15 protein-coding genes are annotated in these 17,088 nt (G+C 45.3%); all 15 read left to right on the plus strand.

The features are described 5' to 3' along the window. Window positions 1-298 precede the first annotated feature (298 nt). The 15 genes from rpoB to rpsC all read left to right on the plus strand — a co-directional run bounded on the left by rpoB (window position 299) and on the right by rpsC (window position 17,071). A complete protein-coding gene (gene rpoB, locus ACXADE_RS00475; protein WP_474978591.1) occupies window positions 299-3,826 on the plus strand; it encodes a DNA-directed RNA polymerase subunit beta in 3,528 nt (1,175 codons plus the stop codon). Window positions 3,827-3,896: 70 nt separating this feature from the next. Next, window positions 3,897-7,508, plus strand: coding sequence for a DNA-directed RNA polymerase subunit beta' (gene rpoC, locus ACXADE_RS00480; RefSeq protein ID WP_474978592.1), 3,612 nt, complete (start codon window positions 3,897-3,899; stop codon window positions 7,506-7,508). 143 nt (window positions 7,509-7,651) lie between these two features. Continuing rightward, window positions 7,652-7,903 (plus strand): 50S ribosomal protein L7ae-like protein, encoded by a 252-nt coding sequence (locus tag ACXADE_RS00485; RefSeq protein WP_474978593.1) that lies wholly within the window; start codon window positions 7,652-7,654, stop codon window positions 7,901-7,903. Window positions 7,904-7,996: 93 nt separating this feature from the next. Continuing rightward, window positions 7,997-8,416: a 30S ribosomal protein S12 gene (rpsL, locus tag ACXADE_RS00490; RefSeq protein ID WP_474978594.1), complete on the plus strand. Its 420-nt coding sequence runs from the start codon at window positions 7,997-7,999 to the stop codon at window positions 8,414-8,416. Between the two features lie 52 nt (window positions 8,417-8,468). Then, window positions 8,469-8,939, plus strand: a complete 471-nt coding sequence (rpsG, locus tag ACXADE_RS00495; RefSeq protein WP_474978595.1) for a 30S ribosomal protein S7 — start codon at window positions 8,469-8,471, stop codon at window positions 8,937-8,939. Between the two features lie 42 nt (window positions 8,940-8,981). Continuing rightward, complete coding sequence (gene fusA, locus ACXADE_RS00500; protein ID WP_474978596.1) at window positions 8,982-11,060, plus strand: elongation factor G; 2,079 nt, start codon at window positions 8,982-8,984, stop codon at window positions 11,058-11,060. A gap of 127 nt (window positions 11,061-11,187) precedes the next feature. After that, complete coding sequence (gene tuf, locus ACXADE_RS00505; RefSeq protein WP_474978597.1) at window positions 11,188-12,378, plus strand: elongation factor Tu; 1,191 nt, start codon at window positions 11,188-11,190, stop codon at window positions 12,376-12,378. Between the two features lie 571 nt (window positions 12,379-12,949). Further along, a complete protein-coding gene (rpsJ, locus tag ACXADE_RS00510) occupies window positions 12,950-13,258 on the plus strand; it encodes a 30S ribosomal protein S10 (RefSeq protein WP_474978598.1) in 309 nt (102 codons plus the stop codon). 32 nt (window positions 13,259-13,290) lie between these two features. Beyond that, window positions 13,291-13,926, plus strand: a complete 636-nt coding sequence (gene rplC, locus ACXADE_RS00515; protein WP_474978599.1) for a 50S ribosomal protein L3 — start codon at window positions 13,291-13,293, stop codon at window positions 13,924-13,926. Between the two features lie 21 nt (window positions 13,927-13,947). Then, window positions 13,948-14,571: a 50S ribosomal protein L4 gene (gene rplD / locus ACXADE_RS00520; protein WP_474978600.1), complete on the plus strand. Its 624-nt coding sequence runs from the start codon at window positions 13,948-13,950 to the stop codon at window positions 14,569-14,571. Beyond that, window positions 14,571-14,858 carry a 50S ribosomal protein L23 gene (gene rplW / locus ACXADE_RS00525; RefSeq protein WP_474978601.1) on the plus strand — a complete coding sequence of 96 codons (288 nt, stop codon included), beginning with the start codon at window positions 14,571-14,573 and terminating at the stop codon, window positions 14,856-14,858. The genes rplD and rplW overlap by 1 nt, the downstream gene beginning before the upstream one ends. Before the next feature lie 36 nt (window positions 14,859-14,894). Further along, on the plus strand, window positions 14,895-15,728 hold the full coding sequence (rplB, locus tag ACXADE_RS00530; RefSeq protein WP_474978602.1) for a 50S ribosomal protein L2: 834 nt from the start codon (window positions 14,895-14,897) through the stop codon (window positions 15,726-15,728). A gap of 57 nt (window positions 15,729-15,785) precedes the next feature. Then, complete coding sequence (gene rpsS, locus ACXADE_RS00535) at window positions 15,786-16,064, plus strand: 30S ribosomal protein S19 (protein WP_035511685.1); 279 nt, start codon at window positions 15,786-15,788, stop codon at window positions 16,062-16,064. A 20-nt stretch (window positions 16,065-16,084) separates the two neighbouring features. After that, window positions 16,085-16,426 carry a 50S ribosomal protein L22 gene (gene rplV, locus ACXADE_RS00540; RefSeq protein WP_035511684.1) on the plus strand — a complete coding sequence of 114 codons (342 nt, stop codon included), beginning with the start codon at window positions 16,085-16,087 and terminating at the stop codon, window positions 16,424-16,426. Window positions 16,427-16,429: 3 nt separating this feature from the next. Then, entirely contained in the window at window positions 16,430-17,071 is a 642-nt protein-coding gene (gene rpsC / locus ACXADE_RS00545; protein ID WP_035511682.1) for a 30S ribosomal protein S3, read from the plus strand. The last annotated feature ends 17 nt before the right edge of the window (window positions 17,072-17,088 follow it).

The raw sequence follows: 17,088 nt of genomic DNA on the forward strand, positions 1-17,088 counted from the left end.
GCTAGTATTGAAAAATGCCAATATATTCGAAGTCTGTCAAGTCTTTTTTTATAAAGTTGAATAAAAAATTGATAGATGGTCAGAATGGTAAAATCGAACACCGAAAGTAAATGAGGTTTTTATGTATGAAAAGCCTTTTTCTTTTTTGTCTAACGTTAGAGAGAAATGAAGAATCACCATTCGTTAAACGACGAATGTTTAAATAGTGCTTGTGGCAAGATCAACCGCAAGCCTGTTCGGCATGTCTTGCCGGACCCTTTTTTCGTTATTAAAATGCTTGATTTGAGGGGTGAATCAGTTGACAGGTCAACTAGTTCAGTATGGACGACACCGCCAGCGCAGAAGTTATGCACGCATCAGTGAGGTATTAGAGTTACCGAACTTGATTGAAATTCAAACCGCTTCCTATGATTGGTTCTTAGAAGAAGGTTTGAAGGAAATGTTTCAGGATATTTCCCCAATCGAAGATTTCACAGGTAATTTATCATTGGAATTCGTGGATTACAGCCTTGGCGAACCAAAGTATCCAGTCGATGAGTCAAAGGATCGCGATGTAACATATAACGCACCACTTCGTGTGAAAGTACGTCTCTTAAATAATGAGACGGGAGAAGTGAAAGAGCAGGAAGTATTCATGGGAGACTTCCCACTTATGACAGACACAGGTACCTTTGTAATTAACGGTGCCGAACGTGTTATCGTTTCCCAGCTTGTTCGTTCTCCTAGCGTGTACTTTAACAAGAAGATTGATAAGAATGGTAAGAGAGGTTACACAGCTACCGTCATCCCGAACCGCGGAGCGTGGCTTGAGTTCGAAACAGATGCAAAAGATGTTGTACATGTCCGCATCGACCGTACTCGTAAGTTGCCGATCACCGTGCTATTACGTGCTTTAGGATTCGGAACCGACCAGGAGATCATTGATCTTATTGGTGATAACGAATACTTGAAGAATACGTTGGAAAAAGACAATACGGAAAACACAGAGAAAGCACTGCTTGAAATCTACGAGCGTCTACGCCCTGGTGAGCCGCCGACAGTAGAAAATGCAAAAAGCCTGCTTGTTTCCCGTTTCTTCGATCCGAAACGCTATGACCTAGCTCGTGTCGGTCGTTATAAAATGAATAAAAAACTTCACATCAAAGATCGTTTGTTCAACCAGACATTGGCAGAAACGCTGGTAGACGAAGAAACAGGCGAAGTGATCGCTGAAAAAGGGGACAAGATTGATCGTCGCCTATTGAATAAGCTGATCCCTCACTTTGATGATGAAGAAGGTACTTTGAGTGAAGAAACGTTGGACCCGGCAGATGGTGTCCTTGAAGATCCTATTCAGGTTCAGTCAGTCAAGATCGTTGACCCAACCGATCCTGAAGGTGAACGTTCCATTAACGTTATCGGTAATGCCAACATTGACCGTGACGTGAAGAACATTACACCTGCGGATATCCTTTCTTCCATCAGCTATTTCTTTAACTTGCTGCATGATGTAGGTGGAACGGACGATATCGACCACCTCGGTAACCGCCGTCTGCGTTCTGTAGGTGAACTTCTTCAGAACCAATTCCGTATCGGTCTATCCCGTATGGAGCGTGTGGTTCGTGAGCGTATGTCGATTCAAGACACATCCTCCATTACACCGCAGCAATTGATCAATATCCGCCCGGTTATTGCATCGATCAAAGAATTCTTCGGAAGCTCACAGCTTTCTCAGTTCATGGACCAGACGAACCCACTGGCTGAATTGACGCACAAACGTCGTCTTTCTGCATTAGGGCCTGGTGGTTTGACTCGTGAGCGCGCAGGTTTCGAAGTTCGTGACGTACACTACTCCCACTACGGTCGTATGTGTCCAATCGAAACGCCGGAAGGCCCGAACATCGGTTTGATCAACTCCCTTTCTTCTTATGCGAAAGTGAATGAGTTTGGTTTCATCGAAACCCCTTACCGTCGTGTTGATCCTGACACGAACAAAGTAACAGCTCAGATCGACTATCTGACCGCAGATGAAGAGGATAACTATGTAGTTGCACAGGCGAACGCTAAATTGGAAGATGACGGAGCCTTCACGGATGAAGAAGTTATCGCTCGTTTCCGTGGTGAGAACACCGTTGTTAGTCGTGACCGTATCGACTACATGGACGTTTCACCGAAGCAGGTTGTATCTGCAGCGACCGCATGTATTCCTTTCCTAGAGAACGATGACTCCAACCGTTCCTTGATGGGTGCGAACATGCAGCGTCAAGCAGTACCATTGCTCAAACCTGATGCACCGCTTGTCGGTACAGGTATGGAGTATGTGTCTGGTAAAGACTCTGGTGCTGCGGTTATCTGTAGACACGAAGGAGTCGTTGAGCGTGTAGAAGCGAAAGAAGTGCGCGTGCGCCGCATTTCTGAAGTGGATGGTAAAGAGGTTGAGGGAGACCTTGATCGTTACCGTCTGCAGAAATTCATCCGCTCCAACCAGGGAAGCTGCTACAACCAGCGCCCGATCGTTTCTAAAGGCGATCGCGTGAAGCAAGGGGAAATTCTTGCCGATGGACCTTCCATGGACATGGGTGAACTGGCCCTGGGTCAAAACCCGCTTGTCGCCTTCATGACATGGGATGGATATAACTATGAGGACGCTATCATCATGAGTGAACGTCTCGTTAAAGACGATGTGTATACGTCCATTCATATTGAAGAATATGAATCTGAAGCACGTGACACGAAACTTGGACCGGAAGAAATCACCCGCGACATTCCTAATGTTGGTGAAGATGCTCTTCGCGACTTGGACGATCGTGGAATTATTCGCGTAGGTGCTGAAGTAAGTGATGGAGACCTGCTCGTTGGTAAAGTTACGCCAAAAGGTGTGACAGAACTATCTGCAGAAGAACGCCTTCTTCATGCGATCTTCGGTGAAAAAGCCCGCGAAGTCCGTGACACTTCCTTGCGTGTGCCGCACGGTGCAGGCGGAATTGTCCTTGATGTCAAGATCTTCAATCGTGAAGATGGTGACGAACTTCCTCCAGGTGTGAACCAGTTGATCCGCGTTTATATCGTTCAGAAACGTAAGATTTCTGAAGGGGATAAGATGGCTGGACGTCACGGGAACAAAGGTGTTATTTCTAAGATTCTTCCAGAAGAAGATATGCCTTTCCTTCCGGATGGTACACCAGTCGATATTATGTTGAACCCGCTTGGTGTTCCATCGCGTATGAACATCGGACAGGTATTGGAGTTGCACATGGGTATGGCTGCTCGTTTGATGGGCGAAAGAATCGCTACTCCAGTATTCGACGGTGCTCGCGAGGAAGACGTTTGGGAAACACTTCAGGAAGCAGGCATGGCTCGTGATGCGAAAACGATCCTTTACGATGGTCGTACAGGTGATCCTTTCGATAACCGTGTGTCTGTTGGTGTCATGTATATGATCAAACTTGCTCACATGGTAGATGACAAGCTTCACGCTCGTTCTACGGGACCATACTCCCTTGTAACGCAACAGCCGCTGGGTGGTAAAGCACAGTTCGGTGGACAGCGTTTCGGTGAGATGGAGGTATGGGCTCTTGAAGCATACGGCGCTGCTTATACGCTTCAAGAAATCCTTACAGTTAAATCAGATGATGTCGTCGGACGTGTGAAAACGTACGAGGCGATTGTTAAAGGAGATAACGTTCCTGAACCAGGCGTTCCTGAATCATTCAAGGTATTGATCAAGGAGCTTCAGAGTCTGGGTATGGATGTGAAAATCCTGTCTGGTGATGAGCAAGAGATCGAAATGCGTGATATCGAAGAAGAGCAAACCAAAGAATCCGAGAATTTGAACTTAGACGATTAAGATAGAAACACTGCTGTTGCTCGTGTTCTAAGCTTAGGGAAACCTGGATACTAAAAGGGAGGTAGGCCCCTTGCTAGATGTAAATAACTTTGAGTATATGAAAATAGGCCTCGCTTCACCGGATAAGATTCGTTCTTGGTCCTACGGTGAGGTCAAAAAGCCAGAAACCATCAACTATCGTACGTTGAAACCAGAAAAAGACGGTCTTTTCTGCGAGCGAATCTTCGGCCCGCAGAAAGACTGGGAATGTCACTGTGGAAAATATAAACGCGTCCGCTACAAAGGCGTCGTTTGTGACCGTTGTGGCGTAGAAGTAACAAAGGCGAAAGTACGCCGTGAGCGCATGGGGCACCTGGAACTAGCTGCCCCTGTCTCTCACATCTGGTACTTCAAAGGTATTCCGAGCCGTATGGGTCTTGTGTTGGATATGTCTCCAAGAGCCTTGGAGGAAGTGATCTATTTCGCAGCCTATATTGTTACGGAACCAGGAGAGACGGCTCTAGAGAAGAAGCAACTGCTTTCTGAAAAAGAGTACCGCTCCTACCGTGAGAAGTTCGGACAAGGCTTCCAAGCAGCTATGGGCGCTGAAGCTATTCGTAAACTTCTATTTGACATTGACTTGGATGGTGAAGTGGATACGTTGAAAGAAGAGCTGAAGACGGCTCAAGGTCAACGTCGTACGCGTGCCATCAAACGTCTTGAAGTATTGGAATCCTTCCGTAACTCAGGGAACGATCCTTCCTGGATGATTCTTGATGTACTACCTGTCATCCCACCGGAACTTCGTCCGATGGTTCAATTAGACGGTGGACGTTTTGCAACATCCGACTTGAACGACTTGTATCGTCGTGTAATCAACCGTAACAACCGCTTGAAGCGTTTGTTGGATCTGGGTGCACCGACAATCATCGTTCAAAACGAGAAGCGTATGCTGCAGGAAGCTGTCGATGCCTTGATTGACAATGGTCGTCGCGGCCGTCCTGTTACAGGACCAGGGAACCGACCGCTTAAATCCCTTTCTCACATGTTGAAAGGTAAGCAAGGACGTTTCCGCCAGAACTTGCTAGGTAAGCGTGTCGACTACTCCGGACGTTCTGTTATCGTCGTAGGTCCATCCTTGAAGATGTACCAGTGTGGTCTTCCGAAAGAAATGGCCCTTGAATTGTTCAAACCATTCGTTATGAAAGAACTCGTATCCCGAGGTCTTGCCCATAACATTAAATCAGCGAAGCGTAAGATCGAGCGTGTGCACCACGAAGTGTGGGATGTCCTTGAAGATGTCATCAAAGAACACCCGGTCCTACTCAACCGTGCACCAACATTGCACCGCTTGGGTATCCAGGCCTTTGAACCGACTCTTGTTGAAGGTCGTGCCATTCGTCTGCACCCGCTTGTATGTACCGCATACAACGCCGACTTCGACGGAGACCAAATGGCCGTACACGTGCCACTATCCTCAGAAGCTCAGGCAGAGGCGCGTATTTTGATGCTTGCTGCTCAAAACATCCTTAACCCTAAGGATGGTAAGCCGGTCGTTACACCTTCCCAGGACATGGTATTAGGTAACTACTACCTGACTCTTGAGAGAGAAGGCGCGATTGGTGAAGGTATGTTCTTCAAAGACTTGAACGAAGCTTTGATGGCATATCAAAACGGCTATGCCCACCTGCACACCCGTGTAGCTGTTCAGGCTAGCTCTTTGAATAACGAAACATTTACTGAAAAGCAGAATCAGCAGCTTCTACTGACTTCAGTAGGTAAGTTGATTTTCAACGAAATGCTGCCGAATTCGTTCCCTTATATCAATGAACCGACGAAAGAGAACCTGGAAATCAAAACTCCTGATCACTACTTCATTGAGAAGGGTACAGATATCCGTGAAGAGTTCTCTAAACGCGAGGAAGTTTCTCCGTTCAAGAAAGGAATCCTAGGGGATATCATTGCTGAAGTGTTTAAGCGTTTCTCTATCAGTGAAACCTCCAAAATGCTTGACCGCATGAAGGACCTTGGATTTGCTTACTCTACGAAGGCAGGTATTACAGTTGGTGTATCCGACGTTGTCGTACTTCCAGAGAAGCAGGAAATCCTTGATGAAGCCCAGGAGAAAGTTGATAAAGTCTTAAAACAGTTCCGTCGTGGACTAATTACAGAAGAAGAGCGTTATGATCGCGTCATCGAAATATGGTCAGCGGCTAAAGACGATATTCAGAACCGTCTGATGAAGTCCTTGAACCCGCGTAACCCGATCTTCATGATGAGTGATTCCGGTGCCCGTGGTAACGCCTCTAACTTTACGCAGCTTGCCGGTATGCGTGGTCTGATGGCCAACCCGGCTGGACGAATCATCGAACTTCCGATCAAGTCCAGTTTCCGTGAAGGTTTGACAGTACTTGAATACTTCATCTCTACTCACGGTGCACGTAAAGGACTTGCTGATACAGCCCTTAAGACAGCCGACTCTGGTTACTTGACTCGTCGTCTGGTAGACGTCGCCCAGGATGTTATTGTACGTGAAGATGACTGTGGAACAGACCGCGGTCTTCCGGTAGCTGCATTGACAGAAGGCACAGAAGTGGTAGAACCATTAATCGATCGTTTGATTGGACGTACGGCATTCCAGACAGTGAAACACCCTGAAAATGACTTTGTTCTTGTAGAAAGAAACGAAGTCATTTCCGAAGATGTCGCTCGACAAATCGTCGAAGCCGGCATTGAGGAAATTGTCATTCGTACGGCATTCACTTGTAATACGAAGCACGGCGTATGTAAGAAATGTTATGGCCGCAACCTCGCTACTGGTGACGAGGTTGAAGTTGGTGAAGCTGTTGGAATTATCGCAGCTCAATCCATCGGTGAGCCAGGTACTCAGCTTACAATGCGTACCTTCCACACAGGTGGTGTTGCCGGAGATGATATCACACAGGGTCTTCCGCGTATCCAGGAGATCGTGGAAGCACGTAATCCGAAAGGACAGGCTGTCATCACGGAAATCGATGGTACTGTACACGAAATCAATGAAGTCAAAGAGAAGCAAGAAATCGTTGTTCAAGGTGCTGTAGAATCACGTTCTTACACGGCTCCTTATGGTGCCCGTATGAAAGTAACGGTCGGCGATGAAGTGAAAGCTGGTGAACCTCTGACTGAAGGTTCCATCGACCCTAAAGAATTGCTTACCGTACAAGGTCTTGACGGCGTACAGGAATATCTCCTTAAAGAAGTACAGAAAGTTTACCGTATGCAGGGTGTTGAAATCTCTGATAAGCACGTGGAAGTCATGGTCCGCCAGATGCTTCGTAAAGTACGTGTTCTCGATTCTGGTGACACAGATGTACTTCCAGGTTCTCTTCTTGAAATCCACCAATTCAAAGAGGCGAACCAAAAAGCGCTTATGGAAGGCGGCCAGCCGGCTGTCGGCCGACCGGTCATCCTTGGTATTACGAAAGCATCTCTTGAAACAGACAGCTTCCTTTCCGCCGCATCCTTCCAGGAGACAACACGTGTCCTGACAGATGCTGCAATCAAAGGTAAGCGTGATGAATTGCTAGGATTGAAAGAAAATGTTATCATCGGTAAGCTTGTTCCTGCTGGTACTGGTATGACCCGCTACCGCAAAATCCAAGCACAATCCGAACAGCAAAATCAAGAGGTTCCAGAAGCCACGGAAGAAGTCACACATTCTTAAAATAAAGAAGTAGATGTTAACAAGGTGTAAAATTAAAGGAAGCATCAAAAAAACTCACCCGGATGCAGTTGACATGCATTTGGGTGAGTGATAATATAATCAAGGTGCTTCCATTTATCCTTGTTACTTTGGAGGATATGAAGATGTCTTATGAAAAAGTAGCACAGGCTAAATCCGATATAATTATTGGAACCAAACAAACACTGAAAGCCATGAAAAATGGTGAGGTGGTTGAAGTCATAACGGCTGACGATGCAGATCAGACGATGACAGTTAAAGTAGCTAAACTGGCCCAACAACTAAACATTCCTCACACACGGGTGCCATCTATGAAGGAGCTCGGGAATGCATGTGGTATTGATGTTGGTGCGGCTACAGTGGCGATAAAGCAATAAAGTTTTGGCGTCTTACGCGAAAGCTTTGTTTTTTGCCTTTTTATGAACCACCTGGATGTGTGGTATTAAGAAATACGAAGGGAGGATACAAAAATGCCAACGATTAACCAATTGGTACGCAAAGGACGCGTGAGCAAAACAAAGCAAACGAACTCTCCAGCTTTGAACAAAGGTTATAACAGCTATAAAAAGCGTATGACTGATCTTTCTTCTCCACAAAAACGTGGAGTTTGCACACGTGTTGGTACAATGACACCTAAGAAACCGAACTCTGCCTTACGTAAGTATGCACGTGTTCGTCTAACTAACCAGCTAGAGGTTAACGCGTATATCCCTGGTGAAGGTCACAACCTTCAAGAGCACAGTGTTGTTCTTGTCCGTGGCGGTAAAGTTAAAGACTTGCCAGGTGTACGTTATACTGTTGTACGTGGTGCTCTTGACACAGCAAGTGTTGATGGCCGTATGCAAGGTCGTTCCAAATACGGTACGAAAAAACCTAAAGCTAAAAAATAATCGATATGAGAATATCGCTTAAATACAAACAACCAAGAAGGGAGGGGAACATATGCCACGTAAAGGTCCAGTAGCTAAACGTGATGTGTTACCAGATCCGATGTACAACTCTAAGCTTGTTACTCGCTTGATCAACCAAATCATGGTTGACGGTCAGCGCGGAAAAGCTCAAAAGATTCTATACAAAGCTTTTGAACTTGTTCAAGAGCGCAGCGGAAACGAAGCGATGGAAGCTTTTGATGAAGCTATGAAGAACGTTATGCCTGTATTGGAAGTACGCGCTCGTCGTGTAGGTGGTTCCAACTACCAGGTACCTGTTGAAGTTCGTCCAGAACGTCGTCAGGCTCTAGGTTTGCGCTTTATCGTTAACTATGCTCGTCTACGCGGGGAGAAAACGATGGAAGAGCGCTTGGCTAACGAAATTCTAGATGCAGCTAACAACACAGGTGCATCAGTGAAGCGTCGCGAAGAAATGCACAAAATGGCGGAAGCGAACAAAGCATTCGCTCACTATCGCTGGTAATCACCAAAAAAATAAAGGTTCAAACAGGAAGGAGAAAGATGCATGGCTAGAGAGTTCTCCTTGGAAAAGACTCGGAATATCGGGGTAATGGCTCACATCGATGCTGGTAAAACAACAGCGACAGAGCGTATTCTTTTCTATACAGGACGTATCCACAAAATTGGTGAAACTCACGAAGGAGCTTCCCAAATGGACTGGATGGAGCAGGAACAGGAGCGCGGTATCACAATCACTTCCGCCGCAACGACTGCTCAGTGGAAAGGTCACCGTATCAACATCATCGATACTCCTGGACACGTAGACTTCACTGTTGAAGTTGAACGTTCCCTGCGTGTACTTGATGGTTCCGTAGCTGTCCTTGACGCACAATCTGGTGTTGAGCCTCAAACAGAAACTGTTTGGCGCCAAGCTACGACATACGGTGTTCCACGTATTGTCTTCATTAACAAAATGGATAAAATCGGAGCTGACTTCATCTACTCCCTAGGCACATTGCAAGACCGCCTTGGAGCAAATGCGGCAGCTGTTCAACTTCCTGTCGGTGCGGAAGATGAGTTCGAAGGAATCATCGACCTAGTAACGATGGAAGCATACTACTACATGGACGACTTGGGAACACGTGCTGAAGCACGCCCGATTCCTGACGACTACAAAGATCAAGCTGAAGAGTACCGTGGCAAGCTTGTTGAAGCTGTTGCAGAACTTGATGAAGACTTGATGATGCAGTATCTAGAGGGAGAAGAAATCACAAACGAACAGCTTAAGGACGCGATCCGTAAAGCTACTCTAAGTGTTGAATTCTACCCGGTATTCTGTGGATCTGCCTTCAAGAACAAAGGGGTTCAACTTCTAATTGATGGCGTTATCGATTATCTGCCATCACCTCTAGATGTACCTCCAATTGAAGGTCATGTCCCACAAACGGAAGAAGATGTTGTACGTAAGCCTGACGACAACGAGCCTTTCTCTGCATTGGCATTTAAAGTCGCTACAGACCCTTATGTAGGTAAACTGACATTCTTCCGCGTATACTCCGGTACTTTGAGTGCTGGTTCTTACGTGAAAAACTCCACGAAAGACAAGCGTGAGCGTGTAGGTCGTATCCTGCAAATGCACGCAAACTCTCGTGAAGAGATCTCCACTGTATACGCAGGGGATATCGCTGGTGCGGTAGGACTTAAAGATACAGGTACGGGTGATACACTATGTGACGAAAAGAGTCTTGTTATTCTTGAGTCCATGGAATTCCCTGATCCAGTAATTTCTGTTGCTATCGAGCCTAAATCTAAAGCTGACCAAGATAAGATGTCCATCGCTCTTGGTAAACTAGCTGAAGAGGATCCAACGTTCCAAACTGAAACGAACGTAGAAACCGGCCAAACGATCATCGCAGGTATGGGTGAGCTTCACCTAGACATCATCGTTGACCGTCTGAAGCGTGAGTTCAAAGTTGAAGCGAACATTGGTGCTCCACAAGTGGCTTACCGTGAAACATTCCGTGGTAGCGCCCAAGTGGAAGGTAAGTTCGTACGTCAATCCGGTGGTCGTGGACAATTCGGTCACGTATGGGTTGAATTCGAACCTAACGAAGAAGGCGCTGGTTTTGAATTCGTCAACAAGATTGTCGGTGGTGTTGTACCACGTGAATACATTCCATCCGTAGAGCAGGGTATTAAAGAATCTATGGAAAACGGAGTATTGGCTGGCTACCCTATGGTAGACATCAAGGCGACTCTATATGATGGTTCTTACCACGATGTCGACTCCAACGAAATGGCCTTTAAAGTTGCCGCTTCCATGGCACTTAAAGAGGCTAAAAACAAGTGTAAGCCTGTTCTACTTGAACCTATGATGAAAGTAGAAGTTGTTATTCCTGAAGAATACATGGGCGACATCATGGGTGACGTAACTTCCCGTCGTGGACGTGTTGAAGGTATGGAAACTCGTGGTAATGCACAAGTGGTTAAAGCATTCGTTCCATTATCTGAAATGTTCGGTTATGCAACAGCGTTGCGTTCCAACACTCAAGGCCGTGGTACGTACACTATGCACTTCGACCACTATGAAGAAGTTCCGAAGAGCATCTCTGAGGAAATCATCAAGAAAAATGCTGGTGAATAATTGATTTTTTAGACGAGTTAAAGTATAACTTGTAATGTAAGCTTAGGAGTAACATCTGCTTGCTCCTGAGCTGCAATATAAATCTTTAAAACCAAATTTGTTACTTATCTAAAGGAGGAAATATACAATGGGTAAAGAAAAATTTGACCGGTCCAAGTCCCACGTAAACATTGGTACAATTGGACACGTTGACCACGGTAAAACAACTCTAACTGCAGCGATCACTACAGTTCTTCACAAGAAATCTGGTTCTGGTGAAGCAATGGCATACGACATGATCGACGGTGCTCCAGAAGAGCGTGAGCGTGGAATCACAATCTCCACTGCACACGTTGAGTACGAAACTGAATCTCGTCACTATGCACACGTTGACTGCCCAGGTCACGCGGACTACGTTAAGAACATGATCACTGGTGCTGCTCAAATGGACGGCGCGATCCTAGTTGTATCTGCAGCTGACGGTCCAATGCCACAAACTCGTGAGCACATCCTACTTTCTAAAAACGTAGGTGTACCAGCTATCGTTGTATTCTTGAACAAAGTTGACATGGTAGACGACGAAGAGCTTCTTGAACTAGTAGAAATGGAAGTTCGCGATCTTCTATCTGAGTACGACTTCGATGGTGATGACGTACCAGTAGTAAGTGGTTCTGCTCTTAAAGCTCTTGAAGGTGAAGAGAAGTACGAGCAAGCAATCTATGACCTAATGGACGCTGTTGACGAGTATGTTCCAACTCCAGACCGTGACACTGACAAGCCATTCATGATGCCAGTTGAGGACGTATTCTCTATCACTGGTCGTGGTACAGTAGCAACTGGTCGTGTTGAGCGTGGACAAGTTAAAGTCGGTGACGAAATCGAAATCATCGGTATGGCTGAAGAGTCCAGCAAAACTACAGTAACTGGTGTTGAAATGTTCCGTAAGCTTCTAGATTACGCTGAAGCTGGCGACAACATCGGTGCACTTCTTCGTGGTGTAAACCGTGAAGACATCAACCGTGGTCAAGTACTAGCTAAGCCTGGTTCAATTACACCACACACAAACTTCAAAGCTGAAGTTTATGTACTAGCTAAAGATGAAGGTGGACGTCACACTCCATTCTTCTCTAACTACCGCCCACAGTTCTACTTCCGTACTACGGACGTAACTGGTGTTATTCAACTTCCTGAAGGCGTAGAAATGGTTATGCCTGGGGACAACGTTGAAATGACTGTAGAACTTATCTCTCCAATCGCGATTGAGGACGGAACTCGTTTCTCCATTCGTGAAGGTGGACGTACAGTAGGTTCTGGCGTAGTATCTGAAATCACTAAATAATTTCAGTACTTCGAATAAATGGAGCAACAGCTTTTCAGCTGTTGCTCTTTTTTTGGTTTTTGAAAGGCAGGAGGAATGTAATCCTTTTTTATAAAATTCGTCCTCTTCCATGAAAACATTTACTTATGTATGTAGAAGAAGGGTCAATCTGAAGTTTATTAATGCAGAATATATGGTTGAATTTCTTCGCGTGTGATTATGGAAGAAGTTTCGAACTAAATCAGCACATTCTTTACAAAGGACCGGTTGATAATGATCGTAAGATTTGTTTAAATGGACAATGGATTTCATAGAGAAGAACTTATACAGTTGCAAAAGTGATGATTACAGGGATTCCCCTTGAAAAATATGCGATACGTTAGTATAATGTTTTAAGTGTCCGTAATGAAAAGAATTTATGGATTTATCCTTGCAATGAGCGCATTTCTTCTATATAATGAGTAATGTTGGTCATAAAAGGCGATGAAGCGAAAGGTTGTTGATACACCCGGCCCCTTTGCCATGGCTGGTGTTCAAGTTTTTTCGCGGAGAATGTCTATTTCAAAAAATGGGCGAAGAAGGAGGGAAAATAATGGCAAAAGAGAAAATTCGTATTCGTTTAAAGGCGTATGATCACAGAGTACTTGATCAGTCCGCAGAAAAGATCGTTGATACTGCGAAGCGTTCCGGAGCTGATGTGTCTGGTCCGATTCCGCTTCCAACAGAGCGTTCTATCTATACAGTACTTCGTGCAACTCACAAGTATAAAGATGCTCGTGAGCAGTTCGAAATGCGCACTCACAAACGTCTAATCGACATTGTTAATCCAACACCACAGACTGTTGATTCACTCATGCGTTTGGATCTACCATCTGGTGTGGATATCGAAATCAAACTATAAATAAATCGTTAAGATAATAGGAGGTGTAACGGATGACGAAAGGAATCTTAGGACGCAAAGTCGGCATGACTCAAATTTTCTCTGAAAATGGTGAGTTGATCCCAGTAACAGTCGTTCAGGCTGAGCCAAACGTTGTTCTTCAAATGAAAACAATGGAAAACGACGGTTACGAAGCGATTCAACTAGGTTTTGCTGATGAGAAGTCAAATCGCTTGAAGAAAGCTGCTCAAGGGCACGCTGAAAAAGCAAGCACAACACCTAAGCGCTACGTTCGTGAATTCCGTAATTCTAACCTTGATGGCTATGAACTTGGTCAAGAGGTTAAAGTTGATATTTTTGAAGCTGGTGACGTAATTGATGTTACAGGAACATCCAAAGGTAAAGGTTTCCAGGGTGCCATCAAGCGCCATAACCAATCTACTGGACCTAAAACCCACGGTTCCCGTTTCCACCGTCGTTCCGGTTCTATGGGACAAGGTGCTGACCCATCTAAGGTCTTCAAAGGCAAAGGTCTTGCAGGACAAATGGGTGGCGAAACTGTAACTCTACAAAACCTTGAAGTAGTTAAAGTGGACGCTGAGCGTAATTTGCTACTGATCAAAGGTAATGTACCAGGTGCGAAAAAATCTTACGTTAAGATTTCAAGTGCAATTAAGGCTAGCAAATAATAAACGAAGGGAGGATATGTCATGCCTAAAGTAGCACTATTAAACCAAAGCGGTTCTAATGTTGGTGAAATCGAACTTAATGAATCTGTTTTTGGGATTGAACCTAATACTCACGTATTACACGAAACTGTGTTGATGCAGCGCGCGAATCTTCGCCAAGGCACACACAAAGTAAAAGGACGTTCTGAAGTTAGTGGCGGTGGACGCAAGCCATGGCGCCAAAAAGGTACAGGTCGTGCGCGTCAAGGATCCATTCGCTCTCCACAATGGGTTGGCGGCGGAACTGTATTCGGCCCAACACCACGCAGCTACAGCTATACAATGCCTAGAAAAGTCCGTCGTTTGGCACTTCAGTCTGCTTTCTCTTCTAAAGTGAAAGAAGACAACATCATTGTTCTTGAGAGCCTTTCTTTGGATGCTCCGAAAACAAAAGAGGTTGTAAACATTCTGAAGGCATTGGATGTTAACGAAAAAGCATTGATCGTAACTGCAGATGCAGATGAAAACGTTGCTCTTTCTTCTAACAACATCCCTACAGTGAATAGTCTTCCTGTAGACCAAGTAAGTGTGTTGGATTTGCTGACGCATGACAAGCTGATCCTTACTAAGGAAGCAGCTGAAAAAGCAGGGGAGGTGCTCTCATAATGAAAGAACCACGCGATATCATCAAGCGCCCTGTCATTACTGAACATTCTGCTGATCTTATGGGAGAAAAGAAATATACGTTTGAAGTTAGCACGAAAGCTAACAAAACTGAAATTAAAAAAGCAGTTGAAGAAATCTTTGGTGTTCAAGTTGCTTCTGTCAACACAATGAACCTTAAAGGTAAATTCAAGCGTATGGGTCGTTACGGCGGCTATCGTTCTGATCGTAAGAAAGCAGTTATCACTTTGACTCAGGACAGCGAAGAACTAGAAATCTTCGAAGCATAAAAATAAAGAATTGAAATAAGAAGGAGGGAAATAAAGATGGCGATTAAAAAGTTTAGACCAATTACTAACGGTCGTCGACACATGTCAGTATCTGATTTCGCTGAAATTACAACTGACAAACCTGAACGCTCCCTTATCGCGCCACTTCACAAAAAAGGTGGACGTAACAACCAGGGTAAGCTGACAGTTCGTCATCAGGGCGGAGGCCATAAGCGTCATTATCGTATTATCGACTTTAAGCGTGACAAAGATGGAATACCTGGACGCGTTGCTACAGTTGAATACGATCCAAACCGCTCCGCTAACATTGCACTAATCAATTATGTTGATGGTGAAAAACGTTACATCCTAGCTCCAAAAGGTGTTAAGGTTGGAACGGAAATTCTTTCTGGTGAAGGTGCAGATATCAAACCAGGTAACGCCCTTCAGTTGAAAGACATTCCAGTTGGTACAGTTGTACACAACGTTGAGCTTAAACCAGGACGCGGAGGACAGCTTGTCCGTTCTGCAGGTGCTTCTGCACAAATCCTTGGTCGCGAAGAAAAATACACGCTTGTACGTCTTACTTCCGGTGAAGTTCGTTTGGTACTAAGCACTTGCCGTGCAACAATCGGTCAAGTTGGTAACCTTGAACACGAACTAATCAGCGTAGGTAAAGCCGGACGTTCTCGTTGGAAAGGTAAGCGCCCTACAGTACGTGGTTCCGTAATGAACCCTAGTGATCACCCACACGGTGGTGGTGAAGGACGCGCACCAATCGGTATGCCATCTCCAGTATCTCCATGGGGTAAACCAACTCTTGGATACAAAACGAGAAAACGCAACAAGCCGTCTGATAAATATATCGTGCGTAGACGCGGTAAAAAATAACGGGATTGTCGGGCGGGCAATAACACCCGTCTCTCAATCGCGAAGGGAGGTTTATTCATGGGCCGCAGCCTGAAAAAAGGACCTTTTGTAGATGATCATTTAATGAAAAAAGTCGAGAAGTTGAACGAAGATAATAAACAGCAGGTCGTAAAGACTTGGTCTCGCCGTTCTACGATATTCCCAAACTTCGTCGGACACACAATTGCCGTTTATGACGGTCGTAAGCACGTACCAGTATATGTGACAGAAGACATGGTTGGTCACAAACTAGGTGAATTCGCGCCATCCCGTACGTTCAAGGGACACTCTGGCGACGATAAGAAAACAAAACGCTAATATAGAGAGGAGGCACTCTAATGCAAGCTAAAGCAGTTGCTAAAACCGTTCGTATCGCTCCTCGTAAAGCTCGTTTGGTAATTGATTTAATTCGAGGAAAAAACGTTGGTGAAGCTCTAGCTACACTACGTCTAACACAGCGTGGCGCATCTCCGGTTGTTGAGAAACTTCTTAACTCCGCGATCGCTAACGCAGAACACAACTATGAAATGGACCCGGAAAACCTATACGTTTCCGAAGCGTTTGTAAACGAAGGGGTAACTCTTAAACGTTTCCGCCCTCGTGCAATGGGCCGCGCAAGCCAAATTAACAAACGCACAAGCCACATTACAGTGGTCGTATCAGAAAAAAAGGAGGGATAATCAGTGGGTCAAAAAATTAATCCGGTAGGTCTTCGTATCGGCGTCATCCGCGATTGGGAATCCAAGTGGTACGCTGGCAAAGACTATGCAGACTTGTTACATGAAGACATTAAGATTCGTGAATATGTTGAAAATCGTCTTAAAGATGCTGCTCTTTCTACGGTAGAAATCGAACGTGCAGCAAACCGTGTAAACATTACTGTGCACACAGCTAAGCCAGGAATGGTTATCGGTAAAGGCGGTTCTGAAGTAGAAGCACTTCGTAAAGCTCTAAACCAACTAACTGGTAAACGCGTTCACATCAACATCGTTGAAGTGAAGAAGCCAGACCTTGACGCTACTCTTGTAGCTGACAATATCGCACGTCAATTGGAAAACCGTGTATCTTTCCGTCGTGCTCAGAAACAAACTATCCAACGCGCTATGCGTGCAGGAGCTAAAGGTATTCGTACCCAAGTATCTGGTCGTCTAGGTGGCGCGGATATCGCTCGTGCTGAATATTACAGTGAAGGAACAGTACCACTTCACACACTTCGTGCAGACATCGATTACGGAACTGCAGAAGCTGACACCACTTACGGTAAACTTGGTGTTAAAGTGTGGATTTATCGTGGAGAAGTCCTTCCAACTAAAACTGACAAGTAAGGAAGGGGGAAAAGCAT

The organism is Halobacillus sp. ABR2_026 (assembly GCF_056158545.1).